Origin of the sequence: Streptomyces sp. NPDC126497, from assembly GCF_040302425.1 — a bacterium.
In the GTDB taxonomy this organism is placed as follows: Bacteria; Actinomycetota; Actinomycetes; order Streptomycetales; family Streptomycetaceae; genus Streptomyces.
Map to the genome: position 1 here is coordinate 1 of NZ_JBEORT010000088.1, position 21,719 is coordinate 21,719.

The following is a 21,719-nucleotide window of genomic DNA, read 5'->3' on the forward strand; positions in this document are numbered from 1 at the left end:
CGTCGCGGTGCCGCGCAGCTCGGCGTCGGCGGGTCCCGCGCCGGCCGGGGCGGCGGCCAGGGTGGTGAGCAGCAAGGACCCGGCGGCCACGTGGACGGCGGCGGCAGTTCTCATCGACGATCCCTTCGGTGCGCAACGGCGATGAAAGGGATGTTTCGTGCGGCGGTGGCCCGAGGCAAGCACCGGCCGCCGGGGTGTCGGCGTCAGGGTCCTTCGTGGGGTCCCCGGTGCGCGAAGGCCGCGCGCAGTTCCGGTTCCCCCACCGCGTGGACGCCGCGCACCGCGACGGAGGTGAGGTACGCGCGCTCGTCGCCGGCGGCACCGGCGGCACGGGGCAGGGCGTCCAGCAGACGCTGACCGGCCGGGGAGGCCCAGGGGGAGCCGGGGTGGACCTCGAACCGTGCGATGGCCAGACAGCCCAGCGTGAAGAGCAGCGGCAGCGCGAACCACAGCGCGACCAGTGGGCGCGGCACGTCCGACGGCACGGGCATGAGCAGGGCGGCCGCCCCCAGGACGGCCACGGCCGGCACGGCGAGCCGTACCTGACGCACCGCCCGGGCGACGTTCGTCCCGGCGCCGTCGGGCACCGCCAGCCCGGCGCCGGCCAGCCGTTCGGCGATCCCGCGCACGGCGTCCGCGGTCGCCGCGGCGGCCCGCACCGGCGCGAGGGGCGACTGCCCCCGAGGGCCCATCGCCCCTATCACCGACCGTTCCATCTCGTCCCGCCCGCGCGGGTCGACGACCGTGGCCCAGCCGGTGTGCGCCAGCAGCAGCCGCCGCTGACGGGCCATCGCGACGAGCGTGACGTCGGCGACCCGCCCGGGACCGCCGGAGAGGAACGCGGCCTCGTAGAGGGTCAGGTCGCGGTCCGCCCCCGCACCGGAGTCGGCCGCGGCGGCACCGCGCACGGCGGCCAGGCACAGCCGCAGGCACGTCACACCGGCGACCGCCCAGGCCAGGAGCAGCAGAGGTAGCCAGAACACGGACCGTTTGTAAGCGCACGGCCGCGCGATCACCATGCCGTGTCCACGATCCGGGACGGAGCGCCCGAGGTATGCGGCGTTCCGTCCCGGATTGCCGCGGGCCGGCGCTCAACGCCGCAGCAGCACCCGCCGGGTGGCCCGCGCCAGCCGCACCGCCGGCCGGTGCGAGCGCGGCTCGGGCCCCGACCGTTCCAGCCACCACTCCCGCAGCCCGCGCCGCACCGACGCGTCCCGCGGCCGCCCGGCCAGCACGTGCTCGGCGAAGTCCAGCGCGTCCCGCCGGTAGCCGCCGGCCATCGGCCGCGTCCGCGCGTACGCGAGGAAGGCGGCCCGGTATCCGTCCCCCAGGATCACCGGCAGTTCGGGCGCGACCTTGGCGACGACGTCGGCCCGCTTGGCGGCGAGCGCCCGCGCCTGCACCCCCATCCGCACCCGGTCGAACCCCTCCGGCACGGGCGTCCCCGCGACCAGCGCGGACAGCACCGCGGTCTGCGCGAGCGCGAGCCGCTCCCGGGCGCCCTCGGGGGAGTCCCGCCGCGGCTCGGGACGGGCGCCGACGACCGGGGCCGCGCCGTCCGGGTCCCGCCGCCGCGCCCCCTCGTCCACCGCCCGGCGGATCGCGCCCAGCTCCCGTTCCATCTCCCGGGCCTCCGGGAAGTTCTCGTCCCGTTCCAGCAGCACGCCGGGAGGGGAGACCCGGGAGGCGAGGTCGGTGAGGATGTCGAGCACCGGCCGCGGAACGGGGTGGGCGTGGCTGTCGTGCCACACGCCGTCCCGCTCGAACCCGCCCGCGACATGGACGTACGCGAGGGCCTCCAGGGGCAGTCCGGCGAGCGCCTCGGCCGGGTCCTCGCCCCGGTTGACGTGGTTGGTGTGCAGGTTGGCGACGTCGATGAGGAGCCGTACGCCGGTCCGGTCGGCCAGCTCGTACAGGAACTGTCCCTCGGTCAGCTCCTCGCCGGGCCAGGAGATCAGCGCGGCGATGTTCTCCACGGCGAGCGGCACGGGCAGCGCGTCCTGGGCGATGCGGACGTTCTCGCACAGCACGTCCAGGGCGTCACGGGTGCGCGGCACGGGCAGCAGGTGCCCGGCCTCGAACGGCGCGGAGGCGGTCAGCGTCCCGCCCGCCCGGACGAACGCGATGTGCTCGGTGACGAGCGGCGCCCGGAGCGCCTCCGCCCGTTCGGCGAGGGCGGCCAGCCGTCCCTCGTCGGGCCGCTCGGCCCCGCCGAGCCCCAGCGAGACCCCGTGCGGCACGACGGTCACCCCGCGCTGCCGCAGCCGCACCAGCGACTCGGGCAGATGCCCGGGGCAGACGTTCTCGGCCACCACCTCGACCCAGTCGATCCCCGGCATGCCCTCGACGGCCTCCGCTATCTCCGGCCGCCATCCGATCCCCGTCCCCAACCGCACCGTCGTTCCCTCCTCCACCGGCATGGCCGGCCCCCGTAGGTGAGGGGGATATGGCCCCCCGTCCCGCCCCCGAACCGCACCCCGGCCACCTTCAGAGCAAAATTTGAGGTGGGGGCACGCGGGCCGGGCGGAGGTCATGCCGGGGACGACGGCACGGCGTGCGGCCGGGGCGCCGCGGGGGCGTCCCCGGCGCGGCGGATCCACAGGAGGGCCCCCGCCAGCAGCACGGCGCCGCCCAGCACCCAGGGCAGCGGGCCCGGCGCAAGGACGCCGACGACCAGGCCGGTGAGCGCTCCCACCAGTTGCAGGGCGAGGGACTGGACGGACAGCGCGGTGGCCCGGACGGAACCGGTCACCCGGCGGTGCAGCAGGTCGTTCTCGTTCGGCCCGGCCAGGCCGAGCCCGAAGTGGAGGGAGCCGTAACCGAGGGCCGCCAGGGCCGCGGTTACGGCTCCCGCGGACGTCGCGGTGGCGCCGAGCAGGAGCAGCCCGCCCGCGCCGGTGCCGAGGCCCACCAGGACCGCGCGCTCGCCGCCGCCCGCGAGCCGGGCGACCGACGGCGCGAGGTGGTTGCCGACACCGGAACAGACGAATCCGGCGCAGGCGAGTGCGGCGAAGAGCACCGCGCCCGACTCCGACGTGCCCGTGAGCGCCGCGGCCCGGCCCGGTGTGAGCAGTTCGATCGAGGTCAGGGCGCCGCCCGCGGCCCCCGCGCTGAGGAGCACCCGGCGGACCAGCCCGTCGCGCCTCCCCAGACGCAGTCCCTCCGTGACGGTGGCCGGGACGCCTCCGACGACGTCGCGCAGGGTGGCCGGGGGCCGGGGCGGCTCGGGCAGCGCGGTCAGGACGTACAGCACGAAGGCGACCTCGACCGCGGCGCCCAGCAGCAACGGGAGCGAGAGGGGCAGCACCAGCCCGGAGGTCGCGTCGCCCAGCCGGGCGCCGAGGTCGGGGCCGAGCCCGAGCAGCCAGGGGAGGGCGCCGCCGAGCAGGGTGCCCGCGGCGAGCGCGGCGGAGGTCGCGGAGGAGCCGCGGGCCAGTCCGGTGCGCAGTTCGGCGCCCGGGCCGGAGCACGCGTGGACGGCGTCGACGTACCAGGCTTCGGCCGGTCCGCTGGACAGGGCACGGGCGGCGCCCATCAGGGCCATGCCCAGGCCGAGCAGCCAGGGGGCGGTGCCCAGGCCCACGACGGTCAGGGCGGCCAGACCCAGCAGGCCGGCGGCCGCCAGGACGCTCCGGCGCCCCAGGACGTCGGACAGCCCTCCGGTGGGCAGTTCCAGCGCGGCGGCGGTCAGGGAGTGGGCGGCGAACAGGCCCGTGACGGCCGCCATCGCCATGCCGCGCTCGGTGAACAGCAGGACCATGGGGGCGATGCTCAGTCCCAGCGGCAGCCAGAAGAGGACGCAGACCGTGACGTAGCGCCGTCGCGCCGTGCGCGCGTCGAGGGGACCGGTCACGAGGCGTCCCCGGCGTCCGTCCCCGCGGGGGCGGACGTCCCGTCCGGCGCCGCGCCGGGGCCGCGCGGCGCCAGGGGCAGTCCGGCCGTGAGGAGGACGACCCGCGCGGCGCGCGGGTCGTCCGCGTCGCGGGCGGTCAGCTCCTCCAGTTTCCGGTCGAGCACCTCCCACAGCTCGGTGAGCGACTCGGGGGTCAGACGGGGCGCCAGGTCGCTGATCCCGGAGGGCTCCACCCACTCCGGCCCCAGCCGGCCCTCGGCGACGTCGGCCTCGTGCCGGACCAGGGACGCCCCCAGGTGCTCGATCTGGGCCCTGCGCGACAGGCCGAGCCAGGCGCCGCCGATCGGTGACGCCTCCAGTGCCCTGTTGTCCCAGGAGGTCACGGAGTGCACCGCCCGCCAGCGGCGTTCCCGCGCGTCACGGTGCTCGGCCTCGGCGACGAACGCGTGCTTCGCCAGGACCCGCAGGTGATAGCTGGTGGACGCGGACGACTCCCCGGTCCGCACCGCGAGTTCGCTCGCGGTGGCCGGGCCGTCCTGCCGCAGCATCCCCAGCAGCCGGATGCGCAGGGGATGGGTGAGGGCCTTCAGGGCCGCCGCGTCCCGTTCGGGATCGAGGACGCGTCTCTGCTCGTCGCTGACCATGAGGGGAGGGTAGAGCGGCCCGGAGGTTTCGCAAAAGAGTTTTTGCAAAATTTGTTTGGGGGTGTGCCCGGGTCGCGGCCGACCGGGTGCACGGGACGAAGGCGGCCTCCCCCGGGCGGTTCCGCGTCCGGGGGAGGCCCGTTCACCGCCTCACCGCAGCGCCGGGTGGTCCGCCACCACCGTGCACGAGCCCGGGGCGATCTCGGTGAAGCCCGCGTCGCGGACCGTGGGGAGGCCGCCGGAGGTCAGGGCGGGCCAGCGGGCCGGGTCGGCGGTGCGGACGGCGAGGGGGAAGCCGGCGGCGTGCCAGGCCGTGCGGGCCGCGTCGGAGAGCCGCCACCAGGCCAGTTGGGCGCCGTGACCCGCCTGGGCCATGGCCTTGCCGGCCGACATGCCGAGGTCGGGGTTGAGCCACAGGACGGGGCCCGCCGGATCCGCCGGGGGCGCGGGATCGGGGTCGTCGAGGTCGGTGCCGGAGACCTGGAGGCGGGCCAGGTCCTTGGGCCAGCCGTCCAGGGGGACGGGCGGGAAGACGCGGACCTCGGCCGACCCGCCGGCGACCGTGATCCCCGGGAGGGCCTCGGCGCGGCGCCACTCCGCGCCGCGCGCCCGGCGCACCACCTTGCGGATGCGGGCGTCCTGCCAGTCGCGCACCGCCCGCGCCCACGCGCCCTCGCCCACCGAGCGCTCGTCGGTCAGCATCACCAGCACCGCGCGGGCCGCCGTCTCCAGGGCGTCCGTGCGGGGCGGGGGCGCCGCCCGCTCGATGCGGACCACCAGGGGCAGGACGAACTGGGGCGCCGTGTCGCGGGCACCCGGGTCGGGGCGGAAGGGACTGTCGGCGGAAGGGGTTCGGTCGTCGCTCACGGGGGACAGTCTGCCAACCCGCGCGGGAGTGCCGTCAGCCCGAGCAGGACGTGCGCTCGGCCTCCCGCCACTCGCAGACCGGGCACAGCGTGACGCCCTTGCAGGACTCGGGGTACTCCGTCGGCTCCTGGCACAGCACGCACGCCGCGTAGGGCGGGCCGTCCGCCCTGGGCGGCCGGGTGGCGTCGATCAGGCAGTAGTCGTCGGTGTCGCTCATGGGTCAAGGGTAGGCCGCCCGGCCCGGCCGTTCGCCGCCGCGATCAGGTCGGACACCCTGACGAAGCGGTAACCCCGGCGGCGCAGCTCCGGGACGATCGTCCGTACGGCCCGCTCCGTGGCCGGGGCCGCGCTGCGGGTGCAGTGCAGGACGACCACCGAGCCGGGACGCACGCCGTCCAGCACCTGCCGGGCCACCGCCTCCGCGTCCGTGGCGAACGCGTCGCCGCCCACCACGTCCCACTGCACGGCCGTCACGCCGGCCGGGGTCAGTGCCTCGAGCGCCGCGCGGTCGTAACAGCCGCCGGGGAAGCGGAAGTACGGCTTCGGACCGGGCACGCCCACCTTCCGGAACACCGCGTACGCCCGCTCCACGTCCGCCCGCATCCGGTCGGCGGGGACGGTCGGCAGGCCGTAGCAGTCGCCGGTGAACGCGTAGTGGCTGTAGGAGTGGTTGGCGACCTCGAAGAGCGGGTCCCGGCCGATGGCGCGGGCCTGGTCCGGGTACTCCTCGGCCCAGCGGCCGGTCATGAACACCGTGGCCGGCACCCGCAGCGCGCGCAGGGCGGCGATGAGCCGCGGGTGGTCGAAGCGCTCGCCCGCCGCCGCCCTCGGGCCCTGGTCGGCGGTCATGTCGGCGTCGAAGGTGAGGGCGACCGTCCGCTCGCCGTCGCGCGGGCCGTGGCGGAAGACCGGGGTCAGGCCGGACGGGCCCGCGACGAGGGTGGGAGGGGCCGGGGGCGCGGAGGGCGCGGGGCGGGGTGCCTGCGGGGCCGGGCGGGGGGTGGCGCAGGAGGCGAGGGCGGTGGCCAGGACGCCCACGGCGACGGCGCGGCGTACGAGAGGGATCACCGTATGACCATATGAGTGGCTTTCGGCTGTTCCCGTCGTCGCGCCGGGGAGCCGGGCCCCGCGTCACCCGGGTGGGCGCCCGCCCCGCCGCCTCAGATGTCGCGCCGCTCCAGCGGCCGGGTCGCCGGGCCCTGGATGACCTTGCCGTCCGTGTCGAAGCGGGAACCGTGGCAGGGGCACTCCCAGGCGCGTTCGGCGGCGTTGAAGTCCACCAGGCAGCCCATGTGGGTGCAGCGGGCGGAGACGGCGTGCAGGGCGCCGTCCTCGTCGCGGTAGACCGCGAGCCGGCCGTCCTCCGTGCGGACCACGGCGCCCTCGCCCGGCGGCAGCGCCTCGGCCGGCGGCGCCGGACGCAGCCGGTCGCCGACGAAGTGCTTGGCCACCTGCGCCTGGTGCTTGAGGAAGGACGGCGCCTCGCGCACGGCGGAAGCCAGCCGGCGCGGGTCGTACAGCCCGCTCCAGGCGCACTCCCTGCCGGTGATCTGCGCGGTGAGCAGCAGGCCCGCCATCATGCCGCCGCTCATGCCCCAGCCGCCGAAGCCGGTGGCGACGTAGGTGTGCCGGGCGCCCGGGTGCAGCGGGCCGACCAGCGGCACGGTGTCGGTGGGGTCGTTGTCCTGGGTGGCCCAGGAGTGGGTGAGCTCCACGCCGGGGAAGTGCGTGCGGGCCCAGGCGGAGAGGCGGTCGAAGCGGGCGCGGGTGTCGCCCGTGCCCGGCGTGAAGTGCTCACCGGTGATCACGAGGAGGCGGCGGGCGCCGTCCTCGCCGTAGGGGGCGGTGCGCACCGAGCGGGTGTTCTCCTCGGGGGTGATGTACATGCCGCCGGGGTCCTGGCCGGCCGGGACCGGACCGGCGACGACCAGTTCGCGGCGCGGGGAGAGGCGGGTGAACAGCAGCGCCCGGTCGAAGACCGGGTAGTGGGTGGCGACCACGACGTCCCGGGCCGTCACCGTCGCCCCGGCCGCCGTGGACAGGCGGTTCGGGGTGCCCTCCTCCAGGCCGACGACGGTGGTGTCCTCGTGGACGCGCCCGCCGTGCGCGACGATGTCGTCCACGAGGGCCAGCAGGTACCTGCGGGGGTGGAACTGCGCCTGGTCCCTCACCTCGACGGCGCCCGCCACCGGGAACGGCAGGCCGGTCTCCGTCACGAAGGAGGCCGGCAGGCCCGCCTCCCGCGCCGCCCTGGCCTCCGCGCGCAGCTCCTCCACCCGGTCCGCGTCCCGGACGTAGGTGTACGAACTGCGGCGCTCCCACGCGCAGTCGACGCCGAGCTCCGCCACGACCCGGGCGGTGTGCTCGATCGCCTCGGACTGCGAACGGGCGTACAGCCGGGCGCCCTCGGCGCCCCGGGTGCGGCGCAGCTTGTCGTAGACCAGGGTGTGCAGGGCGGTGATCTTGGCCGTGGTGTGCCCGGTGACGCCGGCCGCGACCCGCCCGGCCTCCAGGACCGCGACGCTCTTGCCCGCCCGTGCCAGCTCCCGGGCCGTGCACAGGCCGGCGATGCCCGCGCCGATCACGGCCACGTCGACGTCGAGGTCCCCGGTGAGCGCCGGATGCCGGCCGCCGGGTGCCGTTTCGAGCCAGTACGAGCCTCTGACCTGCTGATTCTCCGTCATGGGAGGGCGAGTACCCCGGTCGGTCCGGTTCAGTGGCGGGCTCGTCCCCCTGCGTGCCGGACGGCACGGGACCGACGTACGGCCACGGGACCGACGTACGGCCACGGGACCGACGTACGGCCACGGGGGCGTCGGCCCGGCGGCGGAGGGCGGCGCACCCGCGCGCCCCCCGCCCCGCCCCCGGCGCGGCTACCCGCGCCAGGGGCCCGTCACGGCGAACGTCGTGCCGGGCGCGTAGCAGTTGACGTACATGGTGCGGCCGTCCGGGGAGAAGGTGACCCCGGCGAACTCGCCCCACTCCGGTTCCCCGGGGGCGCCGCCCGCCGCGGCGGCCGAGGTGACCGCCTGGCGGTTGCGCGCCACCGGGTAGACCTCGCCGTGCCGGGTGACGCCGAAGACGTGCTGGGCGCCGTTGCCGTCCTCGGACACCATCAGGCCGCCGCCGGGCGCCAGACAGATGTTGTCCGGCGACTCGCCGGGCAGCCGGACGTCGGTGTCCGGACCGAAGACGATCACCAGGGTGAGGCGGCGCCGGTCCGGGTCGTAGCGCCAGACCTGGCCGTAGTGGTCGGCCGCCGACCCCTCGGCGCTGCGGGCGAAGGACGACACGAAGTAGACCGAGCGTCCGCCCCAGTAGCAGCCCTCCAGCTTCTGCGCGTGGGTGATGCCCCGCGGACCGAAGTCCTGGTGGCGGATGGGGGTCCCGACGGCCTGCGGATCCGGCACGTCCACCCACTCGACGCCGTCGAAGCGGGCGCCGGTGTCCTGGATCGACGACAGGTCGGGCACCCCGGGCACCCGCATGGCCTGGAGCCGGCCGCCCGCGCGCAGCGAACCGGTGCCGCCCAGCGGCTTGCGCGGCAGGAAGCGGTAGAAGAGGCCGAAGGGGCGCTCGAACGCGTCCTCCGTCTCGTAGACCACGCCCCGCTTCGGGTCCACGGCGACCGCCTCGTGCTGGAAGCGGCCCATCGCGGTCAGCGGTACGGCGCCCGTGCGGCGCGGGTCGGCGCCGTCGACCTCGAAGACGTAGCCGTGGTCCTTGGTGTAGCCGCCCGTGCCGGCCTTGTCCTCGGTCTCCTCGCAGGTCAGCCAGGTGTCCCAGGGGGTCGGCCCGCCCGCGCAGTTCACCGCCGTGCCGGCGATCGCCACCCGCTCCGACAGCACCCGGCCGTGGTGGTCCAGGGTGAGCGCGGTGCAGCCGCCCTTGCCCTCCGGGTCGTAGGTCAGGCCGTCGACCGCCGGGACCGGGATCCTGCCGGTGGCGCGGTTCTCGTGATTGCGGACCAGGTGGACCCGGCCGTGGCGGCCGGCGAAGGCGGCCATGCCGTCGTGGTTGGAGGGGACCGGGCCCTCGCCGGAGCGCAGCGGGTCGCCCTCGCGGGAGAGGACCCGGTAGCGGAAGCCCTTCGGCAGGTCGAGCAGTCCGTCGGGGTCGGGGACCAGGGGGCCGTAGCCGCCGTGGCCGAGGTCCCGCGCCGCGGCGGTGCCGGTGAAGAGTTCGGAGAGGGCGCCGGTGAAGGCGATGCCGGCGCCGAGGGCGCCGGCACGGGCGAGCACCTGGCGCCGGGTCGCGGCGGAGCCGGTGGTGGACCCGGTTTCTGACATGGGGAAACCTTCCTGCTGGCGGACAGGAACTGTGATCCAGCCGTGTCTATCACCTGGTACGGATCACGGGAACCACGCGTGTCGCTCGTGTCACGGCCCGGGCCGGGGGCCGCCGGCCGCCGGACGGGCCCCCGCCGCGGGGTCGGGTGCGGGCTGCTGGGCGCGTTCGAGGAAGCGCAGGAGTTCGACCGGGAAGGGCAGGACGAGGGTGGAGTTCTTCTCGGCGGCGACGGCCACGATGGTCTGCAGCAGGCGGAGCTGGAGGGCGGAGGGGGTCTCCGCCATCTCCTGGGCGGCCTCGGCGAGTTTCCTGGAGGCCTGGAGTTCGGCGTCGGCGTTGATGACGCGGGCCCGGCGTTCGCGGTCGGCCTCGGCCTGGCGGGCCATGGAGCGCTTCATGGTGTCGGGCAGGGAGACGTCCTTGATCTCGACGCGGTCGATCTGCACGCCCCAGCCGATCGCGGGGCTGTCGATCATCAGCTCCAGGCCCTGGTTCAGTTTCTCGCGGTTGGACAGCAGGTCGTCGAGGTCGCTCTTGCCGATGATCGACCGCAGCGAGGTCTGGGCCATCTGGGAGACGGCGAAGCGGTAGTCCTCCACGTTGACGACGGCCGCCGACGCGTCGACGACCTTGAAGTAGACGACCGCGTCGACCCGGACGGTCACGTTGTCCCGGGTGATGCCCTCCTGGGCCGGCACCGGCATCGTGACGATCTGCAGGTTCACCTTGCGCAGCCGGTCCACGCCGGGGACGATCAGGTTGAACCCGGGCGGGCGCACGTCGCCGTGCAGGCGGCCGAGGCGGAAGACGACGCCGCGTTCGTACTGTTTGACGACCCGGGCCGCCGCGGTGAGGTAGACCGCGGCGGCGGCGGCCGTGGCGGCGGCTGCGGTGAGGAGCTCCTCGACCATGTCGGCCTCCCGGTCAGAGGTCCGCTCTGTCTGCTCCTGCAACGATATGCCCGCCCATCGGTGCGGGGCCACGCCGGGACGGGCGCGGGGAGGGGGCGGCACGGCCCCGCCGCCCCGCCCCCGCGCCCCTAGGAAGCCGTGACCGGGGCCTCCTTGAGCTTCACCGGGGCCGTGCCCGGGGCGCCGTGGGATTCGGACCAGGCCTTCAGGGCCGTGCGACAGGCGTGGTCGACGTGGTGGAGGCCGGTGAGGTCCAGTTCGACCGGGCGGTCCCGGGGGAGGGACTCCAGGGCGTCCAGGATCTTCGGGAGGCGCAGGAAGGTCGCGTTGCCCGACAGGTGCACCTGGACGGGGCCCGCGCCCTTGTCTATGACCTCCACCTTCGCCTGCGAGGACTCCCAGGCCGTCTTGACGACCGACAGGGCCAGACCGATCAGCACGCCCTCGAACATGTTGAGCGCGACGATCGACACGGCGGTGACCACCAGGACCAGCGCCTCGCCGCGGTGCCCGCGCCACAGCGTGGCCACCGCGCGGAACGGGATCAGCTTCCAGCCCGCGTGGACCAGGACGCCGGCCAGCGCGGGAAGCGGGATCAGCGCCAGCGCGGACGGCAGCAGCGCGGCGAACAGCAGCAGCCACACGCCGTGCAGCACCCGGGCCGCCTTGGTCCTCGCGCCCGCCCGGACGTTGGCCGAGCTGCGCACGATGACCGCCGTCATCGGCAGCGCGCCGAGCGCACCGCAGAGCGTGTTGCCCGCGCCCTGCGCCATCAGCTCCTTGTCGTACCGGGTGCGCGGGCCGTCGTGCAGCCGGTCCACCGCCGCCGCGCTGAACAGGCTCTCGGCGGAGGCGATCAGGGTGAAGGCGAGGATCGTGCCGAGGACGCCGACGCCCAGTGAGCCGAAGGCGTCCGCGCCGGGCGGCTGGACGGCGTCGAGCAGGCCGCGCACCTCGACCGTCGCGACGGGCACGCCGAACGCGAGGGTCACCGCCGTCGCCAGCAGCACCGCCGCGAGCGCGCCCGGTACGGCGCCGGCCGGTCCGGGCATCCGGCGCCACAGCACCATCACGGCGACGGTGCCCGCGCCGACCGCGAGCGAGGCGAGCGCCTCGGTGCTGCCGAGCGCGTCCACGGCGGCCCCGGGCAGCCCGAGGAGCTTGTCGACGCCGGAGGCGGGCGCCGTCAGCCCGGCCGCCGCGTACAGCTGACCGGCGATGAGCACGAGGCCGATGCCGGCCAGCATGCCCTCGACCACCGAGACGGATATCGCGCGGAACCAGCGGCCGAGCCGCAGTGCGCCCATGGCCAGCTGGAGCAGGCCGGCGGCCAGCACGATCACGCCGAGCGCGGGCAGCCCGTAGGTGTCGACGGCCTCGAAGACCAGCACGGTCAGCCCGGCGGCCGGGCCGGACACCTGCAGGCTGCTGCCCGGCAGCATTCCGGTGACCAGCCCGCCCACGATGCCGGTGACCAGGCCGAGTTCGGCCGGGACGCCGGAGGCGACGGCGACGCCCACGCACAGCGGGAGGGCGACGAGGAACACGACCAGTGAGGCGGCGAAGTCCTGCCGCAGATGCGGGAACCTGGACACGGCCGTGCTCACAGCGCCTCGAACGCGTCGGTGTCCGCGCGGTGTTCGCGTACGGCTCCGGTGTGCACCTCGTAGTACCAGCCGCGCAGCCGCAGCCGGCCGGAGGCCAGCCGGCGCTCGACGCACGGGTACGAGCGCAGCCGCAGCAGCTGGGCCAGGACGTGGTGCTGGACCGCGTCCGCGCAGGCGGGGTCCGCGGCGTCGGCCGACGCCGGCTCGTCGGCGGCGTGCGCCAGCCAGTCGCGCACGGCGGGTACGGCGTCCAGGTCGTCGCCCCGCACCAGCGCGCCGACGGCCCCGCAGTGGGAGTGGCCGCAGACCACGATGTCAGCGACGCCGAGGACCCCCACGGCGTACTCGACGGTGGCGGCTTCGGCGGTGGGGCGCCCGGGGGCGTACGGCGGGACGATGTTGCCCGCGGTGCGCAGCTCGAAGAGCTCGCCGGGCCGGGCGCCCGTGATCAGGGCCGGTACGACCCTGGAGTCGGAGCAGGTGATGAACAGGACGCCGGGGGACTGCCCCTCGGCGAGGCGGGCGAACTCCTCGGGGCGCTGTCCGAAGGTGCGGGCGTTGTCGATGAGGGGCTGCATCTGGTGATACCTCCTGGCGCGCGTGGGGACGCGTCGGACGGGCATGACGGAAGCCGGACTCCACCACTGACCCGTGGCCCTTGTTTCACGTGCCGTATGCGCGGATGCGAAGATTCCGCGCATACGGGGAAATGAAGCGAAGGTAAAGCGACGACGCGGGGCCGGGGTGTGGCCGCGGTCGCCGGACCTTGGAACACGGGTGCTTCACAAGGCGGTTCGCCCCTCTCCCGCACACCAATGCCTGGTCAACGGTTGGTCAAGAAACACGTTAACCCCGCACGGTCCTTTGCAGGGTTAACTCAATGTTTCGTGGCGAAGAGAGCCTGAAAAGAAAGGGTGTGTTGGCGCGAATGCGTTCCCGGCCGGCGGCGGCTCGACCAGGTGTCCGACCTCCGGCTCACCGGGTCCCGGTGAGCCGTCCCGCGTCGCGGGCCAGCGCGGTGAGCCGCGAGATCGCCCGGAAGTACTTCTTGCGGTAGCCGCCCTTCAGCATCTCCTCGCTGAACAGCCGGTCGAACGGCAGTCCCGAGGCGAGCACGGGCACCTCGCGGTCGTAGAGCCGGTCCGCGAGGACGACGAGCCGGAGCGCGGTCGACTGGTCCGGCACCGGACGCACACCGGTGAGGCACACCGCGCGGACCCCGTCGGTCAGGGCGCCGTAGCGGCTGGGGTGGACCCTCGCCAGGTGGTCCAGCAGGTCCGGGAAGGCGTCGAGGGAGGCGCCCTCGGTGGCGTGCGCCGTCCTGGTCACCAGCTCGTCGGAGTACGGCGCCGGAGCCTCGGGCAGACCGCGGTGGCGGTAGTCCTCGCCGTCGATGCGCAGGGCGCGGAAGTGGGCCGACAGGCCCTGGATCTCGCGCAGGAAGTCGGCGGAGGCGAACCGGCCCTCGCCGAGCTTGCCCGGCAGCGTGTTCGAGGTGGCGGCCAGCGCGACGCCCGCCTCGACCAGCTTGCCGAGCAGGGTGGAGACCAGCACGGTGTCGCCCGGGTCGTCCAGCTCGAACTCGTCGATGCACAGCAGGCGGTGCCCGGAGAGGGTCCTCACCGTCTGCTGGAAGCCGAGGGCGCCGACCAGGTTGGTCAGCTCCACGAAGGTGCCGAACGCCTTGAGCGCGGGCTCCGCCGGGGTGGCGTGCCACAGGGAGGCCAGCAGGTGGGTCTTGCCGACGCCGTAGCCGCCGTCGAGGTAGACGCCGCGCGGCCCGGCCGGGGCCTTCCTCCGCGCCCTGCCGAAGCCGAACAGCCCGCGCCGGCCCGGGGCGCCGTCCGCGGCCCCGCCGAGACCGGCCGCGAAACCCTCGAGGACGCGCACGGCCTCGGTCTGGCTCGGCTGGTCCGGGTCCGGGAGGTAGGTGGAGAAGCGGACCGAGTCGAACCGCGGCGGCGGCACCATCTCGGCGACGAGCCGGTCCGCGGGCACGTGCGGCTCACGGGCGCACAGCGACAACGGGGCCACGTCGGCTGTCGGACCGGGACGGGAGGCGGGGGAGGAGGACGACACGGTCCCCCATGCTACGGGGCGTGGAACACTGCCTGACATGCGACGCCTGTTCCCCGTGACCGACGTGACCGACGCGACCGACGAGACCGCGGCCCGTGAGTGGAGCCTCGCCGAGCTCGCCGCCGCGTACGCCTACCCCGGGCCGGGGCCGCGGGGGCGGGAACCGTGGCTGCGGGCCAACATGGTGTCCACCCTCGACGGGGCCGCCCAGCACGACGGCCGCTCACAGCCCATCTCCTGCCCGGCCGACATGCGGATCTTCGGCACGCTGCGGGCGCTCGCCGACGTCGTGGTCGTCGGTGCGCAGACGGTACGGCAGGAGGGGTACCGCCCGGCACGCGCACGCGCCGAGTTCGCGGCCGCGCGGGAGGCGGCGGGACAGGGGCCCGCCCCCGTGATCGCGGTGGTGACGGCCGGTCTGGACCTGGACTTCTCGCTGCCGCTGTTCACCTCCCCGCTGGTGCCCACGCTGCTGCTGACCGGCGCCGGGGCCGCCCCGGACCGGGTGGCCGCCGCCGAGCGGGCCGGCGCCCGGGTGGTCACCGCGGGGGAGGGGGAGGCGGTGGACCCCGCGCGGGCGGTGCGGGCCCTCGCGGACCTCGGGCACACCCGGCTGCTGACCGAGGGCGGGCCGCGGCTGCTGGGCCAGCTGGTGGCGGCCGGGGTGCTGGACGAGCTCTGCCTGACCGTCTCGCCGATGCTCACCGCCGGTGACGCGCAGCGCATCGCCGGTGGACCGTCCGTAACACTTCCGCGGCGTTTCGCGCTGACGTCGATGTTGGAGGAGGACGGTTTCCTGTTCACCCGGTACCAGCGGTCCTGACCGGTCGCGGCCGGGGGCGCCCGACGGTGGCCGCCGGTCCGGCGATCGGCGGAACGCATTCGTCCGGCGGGTGCGGGAAGGGACGACACTGAATCCGGCGGTACCCGTGCGCACACGGGGCAGGATGGTTTCCGCAGGGCCGGGCCCGGTCCACGGAGCAGAGAGGGGGCCCTAGGGTCCTCCGAGGAGAAGGGGAGCCTGGTGTTCACCAGCGTACTGATGATCGAGAAGGCCCTGACGTCCGCCGACGTGGAGTTCGTCACCACCTTGCACGGCGACGAGCCGGTCTCCTTCCACGTGCTGCTCCAGCCGCGCGGCGAGCAGGCCGACCGGTTGCTGAGGGCCATCGACGACGTGGCGCTCGGCGAGCTCGACGAGGCCGTCCGCGAGGGCGGGACCCCCGAGGGCGAGGAGGCCGAGGGCATGGGGGAGCGGGCCCTGGAGGTGTCCCTGCGGGCCCTGCGCGCCACCGGCGACACGGCGGACGGCCGGCTCGTCGCGGACCACCCCCTGGACGCGCTGAAGGCCGTGGTGGAGGAGGTCGGGGCGGACGAGGTGATCGTGCTGACCGACCCGCACTACGTGGAGGAGTTCTTCCACCGTGACTGGGCCTCCCGAGCCCGGCACAAGGTCGGGGTGCCGGTGCTGAAACTCTTCTCCCACAGCAAGGCATAGGCTGGGGCGGCGCCCTCCCGGCTCCCCCGGGAGGGCGCGAAGACCGCCGTCCCGCTCGTCGCACCACTGGGAGAACACACATGGCACCCGGCCTTCCTACCGCCATGGACCGACCGCACTTCATCGGCATCGGCGGCGCCGGGATGTCGGGCATCGCCAAGATCCTCGCCCAGCGCGGCGCGAAGGTGGCCGGCAGCGACGCCAAGGACTCCGCCACCGCCGACGCCCTGCGCGCCCTCGGCGTCACCGTCCACATCGGGCACGCCGCCGCCCACCTCGCCGACGACGCCAGCTGCGTCGTCGTCTCCTCGGCGATCCGCGAGGACAACCCCGAGCTGGTCCGCGCGGCCGAACTGGGCGTCCCGGTGGTGCACCGCTCCGACGCCCTCGCCGCCCTGATGGACGGCCTGCGCCCGATCGCGGTGGCCGGCACCCACGGCAAGACCACCACCACCTCCATGCTGGCCGTCTCCCTCACCGCACTGGGCCGCGAGCCGTCGTACGCGATCGGCGGCGACCTGGACGCCCCCGGCTCCAACGCGCTGCACGGCGCGGGCGAGATCTTCGTCGCCGAGGCCGACGAGTCGGACCGCAGCTTCCACACGTACGCGCCCGAGGTCGCGATCATCCTCAACGTGGAGCTGGACCACCACGCCAACTACGCCTCCATGGAGGAGATCCACGAGTCCTTCGAGACGTTCGTCGGCCGGATCGTGCCCGGCGGCACCCTGGTGATCTCCGCCGACCACGAGGGCGCCCGCGAGCTGACCCGGCGGCTGGACGGCTCGGTGCGGACCGTGACGTACGGGGAGTCGGACGACGCCGACGTGCGGGTGCTGTCGGTCGTCCCGCAGGGGCTGAGGAGCGAGGTGACCGTCGAGCTCGACGGCGCCCCGCTCACCTTCACCGTGTCGGTCCCCGGCCGGCACTACGCGCACAACGCGGTCGCCGCGCTCGCCGCCGGCGTGGCGCTCGGCGTCCCGGCCGCCGAGCTGGCCCCGGCGCTCGCCGCGTACACCGGGGTGAAGCGGCGCCTCCAGCTCAAGGGCGAGGCCGCCGGCGTCCAGGTGATCGACTCCTACGCGCACCACCCGACCGAGATGACCGCCGACCTGGAGGCCATGCGCGCCGCCGCCGGCGACGCCCGCATCCTCGTCGTCTTCCAGCCCCACCTGTTCTCCCGCACCCGTGAGCTGGGCACGGAGATGGGCGGGTCCCTGGCCCTGGCCGACGCCTCGGTGGTGCTGGACGTCTACCCGGCCCGCGAGGACCCGATCCCCGGCGTCACCAGCGAGCTGATCATCGAGGCGGCCCGGGCGGCCGGCGCGGACGTCGCCGCCGTCCACGACAGGGCGGAGGTCCCCGAGGTGATCGCGGGAATGGCGAAGCCCGGTGATCTCGTTCTCACCATGGGAGCGGGCGACGTCACCGACCTCGGCCCGCTCATCCTGGACCGTCTGTCGAAGTAAGGGGCTGGAAGCTCATGCCGTACGACGTGGAGAAGCCGGACGAGCAGTGGCGCGCGGAGCTGTCCCCGTCCGAGTACGCCGTCCTGCGCCAGGCGGCCACGGAACCCGCCTTCACCGGCGAGTACACCGACACCAGGACCGAGGGCGTCTACTCCTGTCGCGCCTGCGGCGCCGAACTGTTCACCTCGACCACCAAGTTCGAGTCGCACTGCGGCTGGCCGTCCTTCTACGACCCGAAGGACACCGACGCCGTGGAGCTGGTGGAGGACCGGTCGCACGGCATGGTGCGCACCGAGGTCCGCTGCGCCCGCTGCGGCTCCCACCTCGGGCACGTCTTCGAGGGCGAGGGGTACCCGACCCCCACGGACCAGCGGTACTGCATCAACAGCATCTCGCTGACGCTGCAGCCCGCCGAGGGCTGACCGGATCCGTCAGGGGCCCTCGCGGTGCGCCCCGTCCGCACCGCCCAGGGGCAGCCGCACGGTGAAGACCGTCGCCCCCGGCCCGCCGCTCAGCTCGACGTCGCCGCCGTGCGCCCGCACCAGCGACCGGGCGACCGCGAGGCCCAGCCCGCTGCCGCCCCGGTCCCGGCTGCGGGCCTTGTCGACCCGGTGGAACCGGTCGAAGACCCGCTCCCGGTCCTCCGCCGGGACACCGGGCCCCGTGTCGGCGACCCGCACCAGCGCCGAGCCGCCGGCGACGGAGACCGCCACGGAGACCCGGGTCCCGGCCGGGGTGTGCACGGCCGCGTTGGCGAGCAGGTTGTCCAGCACCTGCCGGACGCGCTGCGGATCCAGCCGCAGCACCAGCGGGCCGGTGCCGGCCGTCACCGTCAGCGGATGGTCCGGACGGCTCGCCCGGAACGCGTCGGCGGCCTGCTGGACCAGTTCCAGCAGGTCCGTGTCCGCCGTCCGCAGCGGTGCCTCCGCCTCCGCCGCGTCCAGCCGGGCGAGCAGCAGCAGATCGTCCAGCAGGACCCCCATCCGGGCGGCCTCCGCGCGCAGCCGGGCCAGGTGCCGGTCGCGTTCGGCGGGCTCGTTGGCGGCGGCGTACTGGAACAGGTCGGCGTAGCCGCGCACCGACATCAGCGGGGTGCGCAGCTCGTGCGAGGCGTCCGCGACGAACCGGCGCAGCCGCAGCTCCGCCTCCGCGCGCACCGCGAGGGAGTCGTCGATGTGCTCCAGCATGGTGTTGAACGCGGTGCGCAGCTCCGCCACCTCCCGCCCGCCGTCCCGCCCGTCGGCGCGCAGCGGCAGCCGGGCCGCCGACTCGGTCAGGTCGTGCGAGGCGATGCCGTGCGCGGTGTGCGCCATGTCGCTCAGCGGCTGCAGCCCGCGCCGCAGCATCCGCCGCCCGAACACCACCAGCGCCAGCAGCGCGAGCGCGAACACCACGACCTGCACGGTGACCAGCTGTTCGACGGTCTCCTCGACGTCCTCCACCGGCGCGGCGCTCACCAGCACCACCCCCGGCTCGACCTCGCAGCCGCGCAGCCGGTAGGTGCCCTCCCCGTCGATCCGCGCGGTGCGGGTCAGCTCGGTGTCGGAGTGCGCCATCGCCCGCGCGAGGTCGGCCAGCGCACGGGTGTCCTCGGGCACGTCGGAGGGCCTGCGCAGGGTGACCGCGTCGCCGGAGACGTCGTACACGGCCGTGTACCAGCCGTAGTACGGCTTCCGCCGGACCGTGCCGTGCGCCGCCGCGTCCTTGGCCTGCACGGCCTGGATCAGCTTCAGCTGGTCGCCCAGCTGCCGCTCCAGGTAGTCGCGCATGTACGTGGTGAGCGCGGTGCCGACCACCGCGAACACCGCCAGCGACAGCACCCCGAGGCCCAGCGCCAGCCGGGTGCCCAGGCGCATCCTCCGGTACGTGTCCCGCAGCCGCCGGAGAAACGCCGTCACTCGGCGGCCTGCCGGATCACGTACCCGAAGCCCCGCACCGTCCGGATCAGCGGCTCCCCGGTGTCGTCCAGCTTGCGCCGCAGCCGGCTCACCACCAGCTCCACCACGTTGGAGCGGCCCCCGAAGCCGTACTCCCACACGTGGTCCAGGATCTGCGTCTTGGTCAGCACGGTCGGCGACCGCCGCATCAGGTAGCGCAGCACCTCGTACTCGGTCGGCGTCAGCGACAGCAGCCGCTCGCCGCGCCGCACCTCGCGGGTGTCCTCGTCCATCGTCAGGTCCGCCACCCGCAGCACCGACCGCCGGAAGCCCGGCCCCGTGCTGCGCCGCAGCACGGTGCGCAGCCGCGCCATCAGCTCCTCCACGGCGAACGGCTTGACCAGGTAGTCGTCCCCGCCCCGGGTCAGCCCCGCCACCCGGTCGGCGACCCCGTCCCGGGCGGTGAGGAACACCACCGGCACCATCGTCCCGGAGCGCCGCAGCCGGTCCAGGACGCCGAAGCCGTCGACGTCCGGCAGCATCAGGTCGAGCACCACGATGTCCGGGCGGAACTCGACGGCGCGGCGCAGCGCCTCCTCACCCGAGTGGGCGGTGACCGCCTCCCAGCCCTCGTACCGGGCGACCGTCGCCACCAGGTCGGCTATCGGCGGGTCGTCGTCCACGACGAGGAGTCGTACTTTTTCCACCCGCCCATACTGCGGCACACCGCCCCCGGCGCCGGAGGCGGTGCCCTTCCGCGTCCTGATCGATAAAAACTTGAAAGTTGACCGACAGGAAATCGACAGCGCCCGTGACCAAGCTCGGTGTCCCAGGACCCGATCAAGGAGTTTCCGGCGTGACAGCTGTCCAAGCGCCTCCCGCGCCCCCCACCGCGAGGCGACGCCCCAAGGCGGTGGCGCGCATCGGCCTGTACGGCCTGCTCGCCGCGAACGCGGCGGTGGTGGCCGTCCTCTTCGTCCGGGCGGGCTTCGGCGCCAACGCCCTCCTCCTGCTCGGCCGCCTCACCGGTCTGTACGCCGCCCTGCTGATGGCGTTCCAGCTGCTGCTGGTGGCCCGGCTGCCCTGGCTGGACCGCAGGATCGGCATGGACCGGCTCACCCTGTGGCACCGCTGGACCGGCTTCGGACTGCTGTGGACGCTCCTCGGCCACGCCGTCTTCATCACCTTCGGCTACGCCGAGATGTCCTCCATGGACCCGGTGGACCAGCTCGTCGACCTCGCGGAGACCGTCGAGGGCGTGCTGCGCGCGGTCGTCGCGCTGGCGCTGATCCTGGTCGTCGGCGCGGTCTCCACCCGCCGCGCCCGGCGCCGCCTCGCCTACGAGACCTGGCACTTCGTCCACCTGTACACCTACGTCGCCGTGGTGCTGGCCTTCACCCACCAGGTCGCCGTCGGCTCCACCTTCACCGCCTCGGCCGCCGCCACGGCCTACTGGTACGGACTGTGGGGCGCGGCCCTCACCGCCGTGTTCGCCGGCCGGCTGGCCCTGCCGCTGTGGCGGAACCGGCGCCACCGGATCCGGGTCACGGCCGTCGTCCCCGAGAGCGACGACGTGGTGTCCGTGTACCTCACCGGCCGTGACCTGGACCGGCTGCCCGCCCGCGCCGGCCAGTTCTTCCTGTGGCGGTTCCTGACGAAGGACCGCTGGTGGCAGGCGAACCCGTTCTCCCTGTCCGCCGCGCCCGACGGCCGCACCCTGCGGCTCACCGTCAAGGCGGCCGGCGACGGCAGCGCGGCCCTGCGCCACCTCAGGCCCGGCACCCGGGTCTTCGCCGAGGGCCCCTACGGCGCCTTCACCACCCTGCACCGCACCCGCCCCGACGCCCTGCTCATCGCCGGCGGCGTCGGCGTCACCCCGATCCGGGCCCTGCTGGAGGAGCTGCACGGCCACGCCGTCGTCCTCTACCGCGTGCACACGGAGACCGACGCCGTACTCCACGACGAACTGCGCGAACTGGCCCTCGCCAAGGGCGCCGAACTGCACCTGATCACCGGCCCGTCCGTACCGGACCGGCTCGCCCCCGACGCACTGTCCCGGCTCGTGCCCGACCTCACCGACCGGGACGTCTACGTCTGCGGCCCGCCCGGCATGACCGCCGCGGTCCTGCGCGGCCTGCGCGAACTGGGCGTGCCGAAGCGGCAGATCCACCACGAGCGCTTCAGCCTGGCCGGATGACGGACGCGGGCCGACCGAGGAGAACACCGTGAAACGAGCACTGCCCGTCCTGGTCCTGACCGTCGCCGGGCTGATCCCGGTCTGGCGCCACACCCCGTCCGCCCCGGAGCCGGCGGTCGCCGAACCCGCGCCCGCCCCCTCGGCGTCCACCTCCCCGGGCGGCACCACCCGGGTCGTCGCGGGCCCCACCGTCGACACGGAGAAGGGCCCCGTGCAGGTCGAGGTCACCCTCGACGGCGACCGCATCAGCGCCGTGCGGATGCTCCGGCAGCCGGACCACCCGCAGACCACGGCCGCCGTACCGGTCCTGATCGAGGAGACGCTTCAGGCGCAGAGCGCCGACGTCGACACGGTCTCCGGCGCCACCGTCACCAGCGACGGCTACCGGGAGTCCCTGCAGGCCGCCCTCGACGCACGGGACTCCTGA

The 21,719-nt window shown here is 74.8% G+C and carries 21 protein-coding genes; 6 read left to right on the top strand and 15 right to left on the bottom strand.

Annotation, left to right across the window (positions count from 1 at the left end):
- Positions 1-203 precede the first annotated feature (203 nt).
- From ABTY20_RS27690 to zapE, 13 genes are all read right to left on the bottom strand, one after another.
- On the bottom strand, positions 204-983 hold the full coding sequence (locus tag ABTY20_RS27690) for a TIGR04222 domain-containing membrane protein (protein WP_351999776.1): 780 nt from the start codon (positions 981-983) through the stop codon (positions 204-206).
- 108 nt (positions 984-1,091) lie between these two features.
- Positions 1,092-2,420 (bottom strand): MbnB/TglH/ChrH family RiPP precursor modification enzyme, encoded by a 1,329-nt coding sequence (locus tag ABTY20_RS27695; protein ID WP_351999777.1) that lies wholly within the window; start codon positions 2,418-2,420, stop codon positions 1,092-1,094.
- Between the two features lie 110 nt (positions 2,421-2,530).
- Positions 2,531-3,853: an MFS transporter gene (locus ABTY20_RS27700; protein WP_351999778.1), complete on the bottom strand. Its 1,323-nt coding sequence runs from the start codon at positions 3,851-3,853 to the stop codon at positions 2,531-2,533.
- Positions 3,850-4,497: a helix-turn-helix domain-containing protein gene (locus ABTY20_RS27705; RefSeq protein WP_351999779.1), complete on the bottom strand. Its 648-nt coding sequence runs from the start codon at positions 4,495-4,497 to the stop codon at positions 3,850-3,852. Before ABTY20_RS27705 ends, ABTY20_RS27700 begins: the two co-directional genes overlap by 4 nt.
- 150 nt (positions 4,498-4,647) lie before the next feature.
- Positions 4,648-5,364 carry a peptidyl-tRNA hydrolase gene (locus ABTY20_RS27710; RefSeq protein ID WP_351999780.1) on the bottom strand — a complete coding sequence of 239 codons (717 nt, stop codon included), beginning with the start codon at positions 5,362-5,364 and terminating at the stop codon, positions 4,648-4,650.
- Positions 5,365-5,398: 34 nt separating this feature from the next.
- Entirely contained in the window at positions 5,399-5,581 is a 183-nt protein-coding gene (locus ABTY20_RS27715; RefSeq protein ID WP_351999781.1) for a hypothetical protein, read from the bottom strand.
- A complete protein-coding gene (locus ABTY20_RS27720; protein ID WP_351999782.1) occupies positions 5,578-6,432 on the bottom strand; it encodes a polysaccharide deacetylase family protein in 855 nt (284 codons plus the stop codon). The genes ABTY20_RS27715 and ABTY20_RS27720 overlap by 4 nt, the downstream gene beginning before the upstream one ends.
- Before the next feature lie 92 nt (positions 6,433-6,524).
- Positions 6,525-8,048 (bottom strand): FAD-dependent oxidoreductase, encoded by a 1,524-nt coding sequence (locus ABTY20_RS27725; RefSeq protein WP_351999783.1) that lies wholly within the window; start codon positions 8,046-8,048, stop codon positions 6,525-6,527.
- A 189-nt stretch (positions 8,049-8,237) separates the two neighbouring features.
- On the bottom strand, positions 8,238-9,653 hold the full coding sequence (locus tag ABTY20_RS27730) for an alkaline phosphatase PhoX (RefSeq protein WP_351999784.1): 1,416 nt from the start codon (positions 9,651-9,653) through the stop codon (positions 8,238-8,240).
- A 90-nt stretch (positions 9,654-9,743) separates the two neighbouring features.
- Positions 9,744-10,565 (bottom strand): slipin family protein, encoded by an 822-nt coding sequence (locus ABTY20_RS27735; RefSeq protein ID WP_351999785.1) that lies wholly within the window; start codon positions 10,563-10,565, stop codon positions 9,744-9,746.
- Between the two features lie 128 nt (positions 10,566-10,693).
- Positions 10,694-12,160, bottom strand: a complete 1,467-nt coding sequence (locus ABTY20_RS27740; protein WP_502991899.1) for a SulP family inorganic anion transporter — start codon at positions 12,158-12,160, stop codon at positions 10,694-10,696.
- 8 nt (positions 12,161-12,168) lie between these two features.
- Positions 12,169-12,750, bottom strand: coding sequence for a carbonic anhydrase (locus ABTY20_RS27745; RefSeq protein ID WP_351999787.1), 582 nt, complete (start codon positions 12,748-12,750; stop codon positions 12,169-12,171).
- Between the two features lie 397 nt (positions 12,751-13,147).
- Entirely contained in the window at positions 13,148-14,251 is a 1,104-nt protein-coding gene (zapE, locus tag ABTY20_RS27750; protein ID WP_351999788.1) for a cell division protein ZapE, read from the bottom strand.
- Between the two features lie 37 nt (positions 14,252-14,288).
- On the opposite strand from zapE, the gene ABTY20_RS27755 reads away from it, so the two are divergent.
- The 4 genes from ABTY20_RS27755 (at position 14,289) to msrB (ending at position 17,640) form a co-directional block, all read left to right on the top strand.
- Positions 14,289-15,074, top strand: coding sequence for a pyrimidine reductase family protein (locus ABTY20_RS27755; protein ID WP_351999789.1), 786 nt, complete (start codon positions 14,289-14,291; stop codon positions 15,072-15,074).
- A gap of 201 nt (positions 15,075-15,275) precedes the next feature.
- Positions 15,276-15,749 carry an indole-3-glycerol phosphate synthase gene (locus tag ABTY20_RS27760; RefSeq protein WP_351999790.1) on the top strand — a complete coding sequence of 158 codons (474 nt, stop codon included), beginning with the start codon at positions 15,276-15,278 and terminating at the stop codon, positions 15,747-15,749.
- Between the two features lie 80 nt (positions 15,750-15,829).
- A complete protein-coding gene (gene murC / locus ABTY20_RS27765) occupies positions 15,830-17,218 on the top strand; it encodes a UDP-N-acetylmuramate--L-alanine ligase (RefSeq protein ID WP_351999791.1) in 1,389 nt (462 codons plus the stop codon).
- A 14-nt stretch (positions 17,219-17,232) separates the two neighbouring features.
- Complete coding sequence (msrB, locus tag ABTY20_RS27770) at positions 17,233-17,640, top strand: peptide-methionine (R)-S-oxide reductase MsrB (RefSeq protein WP_351999792.1); 408 nt, start codon at positions 17,233-17,235, stop codon at positions 17,638-17,640.
- 9 nt (positions 17,641-17,649) lie between these two features.
- Here msrB and ABTY20_RS27775 read toward each other — a convergent pair whose 3' ends face one another.
- Both ABTY20_RS27775 and ABTY20_RS27780 read right to left on the bottom strand, forming a co-directional pair.
- Complete coding sequence (locus ABTY20_RS27775) at positions 17,650-19,074, bottom strand: sensor histidine kinase (protein ID WP_351999805.1); 1,425 nt, start codon at positions 19,072-19,074, stop codon at positions 17,650-17,652.
- Between the two features lie 38 nt (positions 19,075-19,112).
- On the bottom strand, positions 19,113-19,802 hold the full coding sequence (locus ABTY20_RS27780) for a response regulator transcription factor (protein ID WP_351999793.1): 690 nt from the start codon (positions 19,800-19,802) through the stop codon (positions 19,113-19,115).
- A gap of 149 nt (positions 19,803-19,951) precedes the next feature.
- On the opposite strand from ABTY20_RS27780, the gene ABTY20_RS27785 reads away from it, so the two are divergent.
- Both ABTY20_RS27785 and ABTY20_RS27790 read left to right on the top strand, forming a co-directional pair.
- On the top strand, positions 19,952-21,292 hold the full coding sequence (locus tag ABTY20_RS27785; protein WP_351999794.1) for a ferredoxin reductase family protein: 1,341 nt from the start codon (positions 19,952-19,954) through the stop codon (positions 21,290-21,292).
- 28 nt (positions 21,293-21,320) lie between these two features.
- Positions 21,321-21,719, top strand: coding sequence for an FMN-binding protein (locus tag ABTY20_RS27790; RefSeq protein WP_351999795.1), 399 nt, complete (start codon positions 21,321-21,323; stop codon positions 21,717-21,719).